The organism is Enterococcus sp. NPDC086594 (assembly GCF_044746145.1).
Taxonomy (GTDB): domain Bacteria; phylum Bacillota; class Bacilli; order Lactobacillales; family Enterococcaceae; genus Enterococcus_D; species Enterococcus_D entomosocium.
On sequence record NZ_JBIVBP010000005.1, the window covers coordinates 191,534 to 203,862 of the forward strand.

At 43.6% G+C, this 12,329-nt stretch carries 13 protein-coding genes; 5 read left to right on the forward strand and 8 right to left on the reverse strand.

Features of this window, described 5'->3' with window-relative positions:
- Positions 1–51 precede the first annotated feature (51 nt).
- Positions 52–1,218: a glycerate kinase gene (locus tag ACIPK1_RS09955; RefSeq protein WP_016620470.1), complete on the reverse strand. Its 1,167-nt coding sequence runs from the start codon at positions 1,216–1,218 to the stop codon at positions 52–54.
- Positions 1,219–1,385: 167 nt separating this feature from the next.
- Between ACIPK1_RS09955 and ACIPK1_RS09960 the strand changes: the two genes are divergently transcribed.
- The 4 genes from ACIPK1_RS09960 to ACIPK1_RS09975 are packed head-to-tail and all read left to right on the forward strand — an operon-like array spanning position 1,386 to position 4,465.
- Entirely contained in the window at positions 1,386–2,576 is a 1,191-nt protein-coding gene (locus ACIPK1_RS09960; protein ID WP_400450674.1) for a helix-turn-helix domain-containing protein, read from the forward strand.
- Positions 2,569–2,796 carry a PLD nuclease N-terminal domain-containing protein gene (locus ACIPK1_RS09965; protein WP_005235274.1) on the forward strand — a complete coding sequence of 76 codons (228 nt, stop codon included), beginning with the start codon at positions 2,569–2,571 and terminating at the stop codon, positions 2,794–2,796. The genes ACIPK1_RS09960 and ACIPK1_RS09965 overlap by 8 nt, the downstream gene beginning before the upstream one ends.
- Positions 2,793–3,704 (forward strand): ATP-binding cassette domain-containing protein, encoded by a 912-nt coding sequence (locus tag ACIPK1_RS09970; protein WP_400450676.1) that lies wholly within the window; start codon positions 2,793–2,795, stop codon positions 3,702–3,704. The genes ACIPK1_RS09965 and ACIPK1_RS09970 overlap by 4 nt, the downstream gene beginning before the upstream one ends.
- A complete protein-coding gene (locus ACIPK1_RS09975; RefSeq protein WP_301387606.1) occupies positions 3,701–4,465 on the forward strand; it encodes an ABC transporter permease in 765 nt (254 codons plus the stop codon). Before ACIPK1_RS09970 ends, ACIPK1_RS09975 begins: the two co-directional genes overlap by 4 nt.
- 52 nt (positions 4,466–4,517) lie before the next feature.
- On the opposite strand, the gene ACIPK1_RS09980 is transcribed toward ACIPK1_RS09975, so the two are convergent.
- The 4 genes from ACIPK1_RS09980 to ACIPK1_RS09995 form a co-directional block, all read right to left on the reverse strand.
- Positions 4,518–5,135: a YitT family protein gene (locus ACIPK1_RS09980; RefSeq protein WP_008378566.1), complete on the reverse strand. Its 618-nt coding sequence runs from the start codon at positions 5,133–5,135 to the stop codon at positions 4,518–4,520.
- Between the two features lie 168 nt (positions 5,136–5,303).
- Complete coding sequence (locus ACIPK1_RS09985) at positions 5,304–5,864, reverse strand: NAD(P)H-binding protein (protein ID WP_400450678.1); 561 nt, start codon at positions 5,862–5,864, stop codon at positions 5,304–5,306.
- Between the two features lie 66 nt (positions 5,865–5,930).
- A complete protein-coding gene (locus ACIPK1_RS09990; RefSeq protein WP_008378568.1) occupies positions 5,931–6,335 on the reverse strand; it encodes a MerR family transcriptional regulator in 405 nt (134 codons plus the stop codon).
- Positions 6,336–6,410: 75 nt separating this feature from the next.
- Entirely contained in the window at positions 6,411–7,391 is a 981-nt protein-coding gene (locus ACIPK1_RS09995; protein ID WP_005235260.1) for an aldo/keto reductase, read from the reverse strand.
- Between the two features lie 173 nt (positions 7,392–7,564).
- On the opposite strand from ACIPK1_RS09995, the gene ACIPK1_RS10000 reads away from it, so the two are divergent.
- Complete coding sequence (locus ACIPK1_RS10000) at positions 7,565–7,966, forward strand: HIT family protein (protein ID WP_254905026.1); 402 nt, start codon at positions 7,565–7,567, stop codon at positions 7,964–7,966.
- 67 nt (positions 7,967–8,033) lie between these two features.
- Here the strand turns inward: ACIPK1_RS10000 and ACIPK1_RS10005 are convergent, their stop codons facing one another.
- Genes ACIPK1_RS10005 through ACIPK1_RS10015 form a run of 3 tightly spaced genes read right to left on the reverse strand, consistent with a single transcriptional unit; the run spans position 8,034 to position 12,245 of the window.
- On the reverse strand, positions 8,034–8,882 hold the full coding sequence (locus tag ACIPK1_RS10005) for a PRD domain-containing protein (protein ID WP_005235258.1): 849 nt from the start codon (positions 8,880–8,882) through the stop codon (positions 8,034–8,036).
- A 20-nt stretch (positions 8,883–8,902) separates the two neighbouring features.
- Positions 8,903–10,366 (reverse strand): glycoside hydrolase family 1 protein, encoded by a 1,464-nt coding sequence (locus ACIPK1_RS10010; RefSeq protein WP_005235257.1) that lies wholly within the window; start codon positions 10,364–10,366, stop codon positions 8,903–8,905.
- Positions 10,367–10,412: 46 nt separating this feature from the next.
- Complete coding sequence (locus tag ACIPK1_RS10015) at positions 10,413–12,245, reverse strand: beta-glucoside-specific PTS transporter subunit IIABC (RefSeq protein ID WP_086299347.1); 1,833 nt, start codon at positions 12,243–12,245, stop codon at positions 10,413–10,415.
- Positions 12,246–12,329 lie beyond the last annotated feature (84 nt).

Sequence of the window (12,329 nt, forward strand, 5' to 3'; positions counted from 1 at the left end):
AACTTCGTACTGGCTATTGCCTTCCCTACGAAGTTTTTTGGTGTTTGCTTCTTATTTGGTTGGAAAATCAGTGCCTTCTGAAGGAGCTGATCCGGTCTTTTTTTGCCACTGCTCCACAAAGCCGGCGATGGCTTGAGCAGTCTGTTGAGCATTAATCAAGGTTCGCTTTTTTCCCATCGCTTCTGCCAAGGAAACTGGTCCTTGTTGGATACTGAAGACTGTTGGAATCAATTGCGACAGTTCACCGAGACGTTCGGTTCGGGAGCCACAGATTGCAACAATTGGGAGTTGGCGTTTTTGAGCGAGCAAAGCGACACCATAGGGTACTTTCCCCCTAGCTGTTTGGCCATCGATACGACCTTCACCGGTGATCAATAAGTCTGCTCCTTTGATTTTTTCCTCAAATCCAATCAAGGAAGCAATCGTCGAAAATCCCGGAACCAACTGACCACCTGCCAAATAAACCGCACCACCAAGGCCCCCAGCTGCACCAGAACCAGGGACTTCCAAATCGATCCCCGTGGTCCGCTTGATGTGTTCAGCTAAACGATTTGCTTGTTGATCCAACTGCTGGATCGTTTCTTTGGTTGCCCCTTTCTGTGAACCAAAAACTGACGCAAATCCTTGTTCACCTGAATAAGGATTTGTTACATCGGCTAAAGCAAACAGGTCAATTTGTGCAAGCAGAGGGTTCAACTGGCTGACCTCCAGAGATTCTGCCTGCAGCAAAGGATTGTTTTCCATTCGCTCGTTTCTTTGAATGGTTGCTCCTAACGCAAGTAAAAAGCCTACGCCCCCATCAGAAGTGCCGCTACCGCCAAGGGTCAAGTAAATCTTTTTCACTCCTTGTCTGCAAGCTGCTAAGACCATTTGGCCTAAACCAAAAGAAGAGCTATTGCGGGTGGTCTCGTCACTAGGTTCCACGAGTTGCAATCCGATCACTTCCGCAGATTCAATCAAAGCGATTTTTTCTTCATTGATTTTTGTGACCAACATACGGGCTTGCAACTTACCACCTAATGGGTCGGTCACTGGAACCGTTTCGTAATTGCCTCCAAACGCAGCAAAGACTGCTGCCATTGAGCCTTCTCCCCCATCAGCGATGGGAATACTACATTTTTCCCACTGGTCTGAAAACCCGCTTAAGACCGCTTGATTTAATTCTGCGGAAGTGGCGCTTCCTTTGAAGGAATCAATCGCTGCTACAATTTTCATCATTCTGCCTCTCCTTCTAGATCATCTCTTTGCCAGAGATGGGGGCACCTACGTTAATAATCAACCTATGGTTAATCAAATCAACCAAAAGTTAACTAGTAATCCATTGTAAGTTATCCCTTCTCCTCTTATGATAGAAGTATATCAAACAAACCTATCGGAGGTGTACTATGGACTTACCAATTGGCGAGGAAATCGCCCGGAGAAGAAAACACAGAGGCGTTACGCAGCAAGAATTAGCAGCATTTATGAACGTGTCAAAAGCATCCGTTTCAAAATGGGAAACGGGACAGACGTATCCAGATATCACTTCACTGCCCTTATTAGCGGCGTATTTTGATTGCAGCGTCGATGAATTGTTGATTTTAGATTCGCAGCTATCACCTAAAGAGATCCAGCGAATCTATCAATTATTAAAAGACGCCTTCCAAACAAAAACACCAACGGAAGTTCTCGCTCTTGCTCAAAGTTTTACCAAACGGTATTACTCTTGTTATCCATTCTTATTACAAATGGGGTCCTTTTACTTGAATCATTGGGATCTGTTGCCGGATGTCCCCGTAGAAGGCGTCCCGAAAGGGCAAACTTACGAAGACGCTTTGATGGAAGCAAAGAAAAATACCTATTTGAAGGAAGCAGAAACCCTGTACCAACGGATCATGGACCAAGGAGACAGTGAGCTGGCACAACAAGCGAAACAGATCGATGCTTATTGTCTTCTGATGAGAAACAAGCCAGAAGAAGTCTTGGCGATCCTTGGCACGAAAACTCTCTCTTTTTTACCTAGCGAACCGTTGATTGCCGCAGCATTTCAGCAAAAAAATCAGTTGCAACAAGCTGAGATCGTTACGCAAAGTGCGATTTACCAGTACTTAATTATTTTTATGAGTTTGCTAACGAATTATTTAGCAATGCTCACACAAGACGAGGAGCAACTGGAAAAAACCTATGCACGTGGACTGGCACTCAGCGAGAGCTTCCAACTAGCCGAATTGCATCCCCTCTCTTTACTGAATTTTCTAGCCGCTGGGATGGTTTCATTTGCTGCTTTAGGAAAAGAAAGCTTATTGTTACAAGCATTAACGCTGTATGTCAAAACATTAGAAGCTACTCCAGAGGAAATCGTTTTGAAAGGAGATGATTATTTCAACAGCATCGATGAGTGGATCAGTGAATTAGAATTAGGGAGTCAGATCCCGCGTAACTCAGGTAGTGTCAAAAAACAATTTCTTGCAATAGCACAGCTGACACCCTTGTTTGAACCGTATCAAGAAAAACCCTCATTTAAAGAGTTGTTTCAGCGCTTGAGCAATCTGGCTGAACAAGTATCTAATTCGCAAAGGAGTGACTCACATGAATAGTTTTTCACTAAACGTACCAGAAAATATATCTGATTATTTGCCCATACTGATCCCTCTGATTCTTTTGCAATTGATCTTGATCGTTTTGGCAGTTCGAGATATTTTAAAACAAGAACAATTTAAGTTCGGCTCTCGTATTCTTTGGCTCTTCATCGCCTGTTTTGTTAGCCTGATCGGTCCTATCCTTTATTTTGCTTTTGGAAAAGGGGATCAACAATGAAGATGATCGAGATCAATCACTTATCCAAACATTTTGGGCATAAACAAGTGCTACAAGACCTATCCTTTTCGGTCCCCAAAGGGAGTGTCGTGGGATTTGTAGGGGAAAACGGCGCCGGCAAAACAACCGCCATGAAAGCGATTTTAGGGTTACTCCCTATTGATGAAGGCGAAATCACTGTCTGTGGCGAACCAGTACAATTTGGCTCAACCAAGACCAATCGCTGGATCGGCTATTTACCAGATGTGCCGCAGTTTTACTCTTTTATGACAGCTGTAGAATATTTGACTTTCTGCGGAAAAATTCAGCCAAATAAAGAATCTTTTCAGCCTCAGCGAGTGATGGAAGTCTTAGAGTTGGTAGGCCTGAAAGCTTCGAAACAAAAAATCGCTGGCTTTTCTCGCGGCATGAAGCAACGTCTCGGGTTAGCCCAAGCTCTGATCAACCGCCCCGCCATCTTGATTTGTGATGAACCAACATCCGCACTAGACCCTCTAGGACGCAAAGCATTTCTTGATGTATTGGAAAAAATCAAAGAAGAAACGACAGTGCTTTTTTCCTCTCATATTCTCGCAGATGTCGAACAGCTGTCAGATTATATTGCGATTTTGCACAAAGGTCAGATCCGTGCGTTCGAAACGATGGATTCCTTAAAAAACCGTTATCGAAAAACCGTCTTTGGGATTGTCTTTACCGACGAAGGTGACCATTTAAAATTTGCCAAAGTGTTAGCAATCCACGACATATCGGCAAAAAGAAAGAACAATCAATTACTGATCGATGAACAAACTGGAACCAATATCGGTTCACAGCTGCTACAATTGCTGAACGAACAACACATTGTCCCAGAATCCTTTCAAAGAATCGAACCATCGTTAGAGTCGATTTATTTGGAGGTGATCAAATGAATGCGTTTCTTGTTTTCTTAAAGAAAGAGTTTCTCGGCGGTCTTCGCAGCAAAAAACTACTGATTTGCTTGATCCTGTTTGCCCTGATTGGTATGCTTTCTCCCTTTACTGCCAAAATCATGCCAGATCTGATGGCCAGTATGATGCCGGAATCGATTGAAATCACGATTGCTGATCCGACATCGATCGATGCGTGGCTTCAGTTTTACAGCAACATCGGCACGATTGGCCTGCTAGTATTTGTGATTCTTTTTACCGATACGCTCTCAGCCGAAATAAATCAGGGTACCTTTATTCAGCTGATCACCAGAGGCTTACCAAAAACCACGATCGTCATAGCAAAAGCTTGCTATTTAATGATTCTTTGGTCTTTGAGTTACCTCATAAGTGCCAGTGTCAGTGCTTTTTATACGAAGATTTATTTCGATGATTCCAGCGCTGCTCAAGTCCCTAGCGCTTTGGTCAGCTATTGGCTTTTCGGTTTACTAGCAATCAGCATCCTGCTGCTAGGTTCCAGCTTTGCTAAAAGTATCTATCAAGGTTTGTTGTTTATTGGCGTTTGTTATCTGATGGGCATGTTAGGCAACCTATGGAGTCAAGTAACAAACTGGAATCCATATTCCCTTTCCAGCCAATTTCCTAACTACTTAACCGACCAAATCAAACTAGGGGAACTGCTGCCAGCACTGTTGTTAACTTGCTTTTTGATCATCGCTTGTTTGACTGGTTCCATAGCTGTTCTAAGAAAAAGAAAATATTAAAAAACATCGGTGCAGATTTTTTGCACCGATGTTTTGCTTCTGAAATGTTACTCTATTTTGCTGTTCCTTGGACTTTCACAGATTTCTTGGCCTGCATTTTTTGTTCGATTCTCATGAAGAGCCGCATGAAGAAGGCAATCAAGTAGATTGAAAAGGCAGAAATAAGTGCTTCTTGCCAAGAAAAGATCAGAAGGTTCAATAAGATGATGATCAAATTGGTTAAGAAAACCCCACTAGATCTGCGAATGCCATAGTATTTTTCCAAAATTAGTGGCGGAATCGTCACGCCGCCATTAGACGCACCAATTTTGTAGAGCGAAAAGATGCCGAAGCTAAAGAAGAAACTACCTAAAATCAATGAGATGGAATAAAAGCGCAGCAGCATAATTTCTGGTAAAAGTGCTAGAAGAACGGGAAATGCCAAACTACCGATAACCGTATTGACAAAGACCTCTCGTTTCAAAAGTAAAAACGCAAGGGCCAGCATCAATAAATTTATACCCCAGACAACGATATGGCGATTGATCGACCAGCCAGTTTCGATGAGGTAGCCAATCGACCCGACGCCGGCAGAAGCAATGCTGTGAGGTAAAAGGAAGAAGTTTAATGCGATGCAGATCCATAGCACCCCAAGCAATAAAGCAAGATTTTTTTTGATAAGTGTTTCCATCAACGTTCTCCTTTCGATCTGGCAACTATTTTTATGTATAAAAGCTTCTGTCTATTCTATCAAAAAAATCGTAAAAGAAAGAACCAATTTTTTCATGAAAACATGAAAAAATTGATTCTGACCTTCAAGAAAGTATTCTGCTATTTTTTCATTCCTTTAAGATTGCTGTTAAGCTGCACAGCAATCACAAGCGGAAAGGATTTCTTCTACAACAGATTCCCGCCATGCTCTTCTATTCGCCATACGTTTCTTCTCTGACGGCAAATGAACAAAGTAAACCGACAATTCTGATCCTTTAATCAATTGATAGGACATCAAGCGATTTTTTTGCTGCAATAACAGCTGATGCTTTTTCGGGGGAAGGGAAAGATCAGTTGCGGACACCAATTGCTTTAATGCCTCTGAATGACAAAGGTTTCTTTCTGGTGCGACACTGATCAATTGGCTGACCTCTGCTAATTTCATCGCCTCGATCACCCGCAGCGTTGCCCGCGGATCATGGATATCCGTCAAAAAAACCGACTGGCAACCTTGCAATGCCCGAACGAGTCGTCCTAAATCGAGAAAGTCACCATCAATGATCGTCTCACGCGCAGCATCAATCTGTTGCAAACGCTCCGTTGCCTGGCGGGCATAGAGTACTAGGGAGAAATTGGTTCTTTCTAAAAGTGTTTGGCGTGTCAGCTGCCCAATCGTTCCAGCAGCACCTAAAATCGCAAGTCGTTTCATAAGCTTCCTTTCTATTGGATTCCATTGAGCAGAACGTTTCAATTTCCATAGTAGCGAATTCAGTCATTAAGACTTAGTGACCAAATTGGCTTTTCGTTGACGCAATCGTTCTTCTGTCGGCAGAACATGCTCGTCGTAATGTTCTAGTTTGTATTCTAAACGTTCAACAGCTTCCGTCATATCTGAGATTTTCTCCCTGAGTACCGCAATTTGTTTTGCTAAGAGCTGCTTGCGCTCAGGAACCGTCCCTCGCCCTTCTTCAAATAAAGCCAGGTAATGACTCAACCCATCAATCGATAGTCCAGCATTACGCATTTGCCTAGTAAAGGTGATCCATTTTAAGTCGTCATCATCAAATTCACGAACACCGTTTTTATTGCGTTTGACCGGCGGAATCAGCCCAATTTTTTCATAGTAACGGATGGTATCAGCTGAGACACCGCTCAGTTCACTGACTTTTTTGATATTCATGGCTTCACTTCCTTGTTTTGCATTTTTTCCTAGATCGTTTTGTATGCTACGAGCCAGAAGCCCTTTTGTTACTCGTTATTCCGCTCCTACCACTGCATGAGGCAAGTAAGGCTCTTCCAAATAAGCAATCTCTTCGGCAGTCAGCTTTAGATCAAGGGCAGGTAAAGCATCCAATAAGTGGCTTTCTTTTGTTGCGCCAATAATTGGTGCGACCACTTGTTCTTTTTGCAATAACCAAGCCAAGGCGATTTGCGACCGTTTGCTTTGGTGATTGTCAGCGATCTTTGCGACTCGTGCCACGATCTCCCGGTCTTGTTCCATCGTTTTGTCGTACTTTTGATTGGCGGTTTTATCCGTTAAGTACCGTTTGGTCTCTGCACCCCAATCTCTTGTTAAACGTCCAGCAGCCAAAGGACTATATGGCGTCACGGCAATTTTTTGATCGGCACACAAGGGCATCATTTCTCGCTCTTCTTCTCGATAAAGCAAGTTTAAGTGATTTTGCATCGAAACAAATTTGGTCCAGCCATTTTTCTCTGCAACTGCTTGTGCTTTGGCAAATTGCCAAGCGTACATCGCGGATGCACCAATATAGCGCACTTTTCCAGAAACCACCAAATCATGTAAGGCCTTCATGGTTTCTTCAATTGGCGTGTGGTAATCCCAACGATGGATGATATACAAATCAATGTAGTCCATTTGTAGGCGTTTTAAGCTTTGTTCGACTTGATAAAAGATCGCTTTTCGAGACAGCCCTCCACTATTTGGCCGTTGCTTCATTTTTGAATACAGTTTTGTGGCAACCACGATCTCATCCCGCGGAGCAAAATCATTCAATGCTCGACCGACGATTTCTTCGCTCGCTCCATAAGAATAGACATTTGCCGTATCAAAAAAGTTGATGCCTAGATCCAAGGCTTTTTTGATGACTTCGCGACTATCTGCTTCTTCTAACACCCACTCATGAAAGCCACTATTGGGATCGCCAAATCCCATTGTCCCTAAACATAATGGTGACACATCAAGTCCCGTATTGCCAAATTTTACATAGTTCATTTGCTCGTCCTCCTGTTTTTTAAGTTACACTAAGCATACAGGTTGAAGTGCACTCTAAGTCAAGCGAATCAGCAAACTTTTTTTCATTTTACTCGCAAATGACTCATAATGACATGCTTTTTGTCGTGCGTTTCATTTCGAATCAGCTTTTGGTACACTAAAGATAAGTATCGATACGCTATCTAGCTGAGAAAAAGGAGCGGAAGATTTTGACTTGTATTTTTTGTACTGCCTCAAAACATGCGATCATTGAAAACGAACGCTTTTATGCGATCTTTGATAAGTTTCCCGTCACCCCTGGACACCTGCTATTGATCCCCAAAGAACATCGAAGGGATTATTTTGCCCTCACCCAAGAGGAATTACAAGACTTGCAGGCTTTGTTGCAGGAAGGCAAAGCCTATTTGTTGGAAACCTATCGACCAGACGGCTTCAACATCGGTTTCAATTGCGGGGAGGCTGCCGGACAGACGGTCTTTCATTGCCATTGTCATTTGATCCCACGCTACCAAGGCGACGTGGAGGAACCAAAAGGCGGCGTTCGAGGCGTGATTCCTGACAAGCAAGCCTACTAAATACAAACAAGCCGTTTTTTCCAGCAAAGGGAAACGGCTTGTTTGTGTTTGTTAAAAATGAGGACGCTTAGGAATTGATCGCTGAATGGTTCATCAACCGATTGATATGAACGCCTAGATAGACGATTTCATTGACAGGGATCTTCGTTTGATATTCTTTATCGATATAGGCTTTGACTTTTGTCGCGATCTCCATAGCATTTGGATAAAGAGCCCACATTTGACGGTATAGTCCTTCGTCTTCTTCTTGCAGCAGACCATCCAAAAAGAACCGGTCAACGAAGAAACGCACGTGGGTGATAAAGCGATTATAATGGATCGAATTGGTGTTGACGTCTTGCTGGATCGAGTAGCGTACCATATTGACGATCAACCCGATCAATTTGGCTTTTTTCAACCCATCTTGATTTTCCTCGGTGTTCGACTGGGCATTGATCAAATGAAACGCGATATTGGAGGCTTCTTCTTCCGGCAGATCAATTTGATACTTCTCTTTCAACAAGCGTAGTGCCTGTTCGGCGGCTCGAAATTCCTCCGTATAGTAATTCTTGATTTCCCAATAGAGCCGATTCGTCACACTCAAGCCTTTTTGCTGACGTTCCACAGCAAAGTGCAAGTGATCCGATAAGGTAAGGTAAATCGTTGAATTTAGCGGATACGGCAGCATTTTTTGCGCCAGCTGAACGATTTCTTTGGTCATTTCAAAATAGTACAACGGAATCTCATCCACCAAATCGGCAAACTGACCCGATTTTTTTTCATCGATTGGCAGAAAAACTTGATCGATCTGGGTATCGGCTATGCTGTCGCCGACTTTCTTTCCATAGCCGATCCCCTTCCCAAGTGCAATCATTTCCTGGCCTTCCTTATCAACAAGTACGACACTTGAATTTAAGACTTTCTTGATGTAAATCATGCACTCTCGCTCCTCACTGTTTATTCTGCCAAACTTGCGCCATTGGTAGCGATCACTTCTTTGTACCAATCGAAGGAATCTTTTTTCAAACGGTCATAACTGCCGTTTCCTTCATCATCGGCATCCACATAAATGAAGCCGTAGCGTTTCGTCACTTGTGACGTCCCCGCACTGACCAGATCGATCGGTGCCCATGAAGTATAACCAATCAAATCGACTCCTTCATCGATGGCTTCCTTCATTTGTTTGAAGTGTGCCTTGAAATAATCGACCCGATACGGATCATGCACTTGACCGTCTTCAAGGACATCCACGGCACCCATACCATTTTCAACGATCATCAATGGCACTTGATACCGATCATACAATGAAAGCAAGGAGATTTTCAAGCCTTTAGGATCGATCTGCCAGCCCCATTCAGTTGACGGCAGCTTGGGATTTTTTACCCCTAAAACCGTATTGCCCGGTGTCCGTTCCGCATGTGGGTCGCCTGATTCAGCCATAGACATATAATAACTGAAAGAAAGAAAATCAACGGTGTGATCTTTTAAGATTTGGCGGTCTTCTGGTGCCATTTCAATCTTGATGCCCCGTTTTTCGAGATCTTTTTCAATCATTCGCGGATAAGCACCTTTGACTTGAACGTCCGCATAAAAATCATTTTCCAAGTTTTTCTTTAAAGTTAATTCAACATCCAATGGGTCACAAGTCAATGGATACGTCATCAACTTCGTGATCATACAGCCGACTTTGTTGTCGGGATTTATTTCATGGGCGATTTTTGTCACTAATGAGCTGGCCACAAATTGGTGATGGAGGGCTTGATATACGTCTTGCTCTTCCTTACCAGCTTCTGATTGCTCAGGAATGAGACCTGCTGTTGTAAAGGGATGACGATGGATACTGTCGATTTCGTTAAAGGTCAGCCAATACTCCACATACTCCCCAAATTCTTCAAAGCAGACGGTCGCAAAACGGACAAAGTCATCGATCACTTTACGTTCCACCCAGCCATTGTACTTCAAGCTCAGCGCTAACGGCATCTCATAGTGAGACAACGTTACGATCGGTTTGATTCCCAAACGCTGCATTTCTTGGAAGACATTGCGGTAAAAAGCGATCCCTTCTGGATTGGGTGTCGTTTCTTCCCCAGTTGGGAACAATCGGGTCCATGCAATCGATAAACGCAATACTTTAAAACCTATCTCCGCAAATAAAGCCAAATCTTCTGGATAGCGATGATAGAAGTCGATCCCTCGGCGTTTTGGATAGATGGTATCCGTTGAATCCGCCATTGCTTCTTTGACGGCTTCAACAGTCACACTCATATGTGCTGCAAAGTTTTTCACGTCGACATGAGGTTTGTAAGTAGCCACATCCGCTACCGACAAGCCTTTGCCGCCAAGATTCCATCCCCCTTCTACTTGATTTGCGGCGATAGCGCCACCCCATAAGAAGTCCTTTGGAAAAGTTGTTTCAGTCATTTTTTCAATCCCCTTTTACATTGTTTTTGTTGCATTGCTCATTGGTTTAGACGATCGGTGCAATCGATAAAACACCTTGTTCGTTGCGCTCATCGGTTGATTCGATCGGTTTGACAGTAAAGTTCTCTTGATTGGTGACCACACAGATCACGATTGGATCAAACCCAGCTGCTTTGATGGCATCTAGATCAAATTGAATCAGGGGTTGCCCTTGTTTCACTTGATCCCCCGCTTTCACGTAAGGGGTAAAGTGTTTGCCTTCTAATTGAACGGTATCCAAGCCGATATGAAAGAGCAATTCTGCGCCATTACGAGTTTTTAACCCGATCGCATGGTTGGTTTCAAACAACATCGTGATTTCGCCATCTTCTGGTGCGATCAATTCGCCAGACGTCGGGATGATCCCGAAACCTTCTCCGATCATACCGCTTGAAAAGACTTCATCGTTGACTTCAGATAGGGCGACCACTTGGCCTTCTACTGGTTTACTCAATACTTCGGCTTTCGGATCGGCAACTGTCGTCTTATTTTCCACTGTTTTGTCTTTGAATAAGAAAAGGACAAGGACGAAGGAAACAGCAAAGGATACCCCTAACGTGACTAATGCCCACACAAGATTCATCGGGTTGGCTTCATCGACGAACATAGTGATACTTGCTAGACCGGGACCAACTAATGCGAAGGCCTTGATGGCAAATAACCCAGCCACTGCACCACCAACTAGGCTGGAAGCCATCACGCCGTAAAGCACTCGTTTGTGCAGGATCGTCACCCCATACAAAGCAGGCTCGGTTATGCCAAAAAGGGCGGAGATGCCTGCAGAAACAGCGGTTGAACGAAGTTTTTGGTCTTTGGTCCGAACACTCACCGCAAAACAAGCACCGGCTTCTGCGATGTTATGTGCCAATGAGGCAGGTAAGTATAACAGCTCTGCCCCCATCTCACTCATGGACGAAACAGCATAAGGAATCATAGCTTTGTGCATACCGGTAACCACCATCAATGGTAAAACAGCGGCTAAGATCCCCGTTGCCACCCAACCTAAATGGGCATACAGCCAAATAATCGCTGCTGAGAAAATCGTTCCGACTTCAAAGCCTAATGGGCCTAAAATCAATAAAGCAACTGGAACCGTAATAACTAAGCTCATCATTGGAACAAAGAAGATACGGATCGGTTTTGGTGAGATTCGAGTAAACAGTTTTTCAATTTGAGCGTAAAATAAAACCGTTAAAATGGCTGGAAATACTTGTGACGCATAGGCGATATTTTGTAAACCGAAGCCCATGAAAGCTGCGCCATCTGTCAATAGTGTCGTTAATTCAGGCAAAATCAAGGCACCGACAGCGGAAACCGCCACCAATTGGTTGACCTTTAATTTATTTGCCGTGGTGATCGCCACTAAAATCGGTAAGAAATACAATGGTGCGCCACCGATCAGATTCAAAATTTGATACGTTTGGCTCGTATTGTCCATCAATCCAGTGACAGAAGCAAGTAACAGTAAGGATTTCAAGACGCCCCCTCCAGCGACTGCTGGAATCAACGGTTGAAAAATCGAGATAATAAAATCAAGCAGGACCGCACCCCACGATTGTTTTTGTTTGCCTTCACTTCCTCCATCCGCTGTTAGCTCATGACCTAACACGTTCATAACCTCATCATACACTTCGACGACATCATTGCCGATGATGACTTGGCATTGGACATTTTGTCGCACCCCAATCACGCCATCGACTTTTTCCAAGTCATCTTTTTGTACGAGGCTATTGTCTTTTAAGGTAAAGCGCAAGCGTGTGGAGCAATGTTCCAAATGTGCGATATTTTCTTTTCCGCCAATCAACTCAACGATGGCAGTTGCCGTTTCTTTTACATTCATAATTTTCTTCTCCTTTAATTAGTTTTCCTTTGTTGGCCAAACAAAGAAAAAAGCAGGCAGCACCTACAAAAACATTGAACGGAA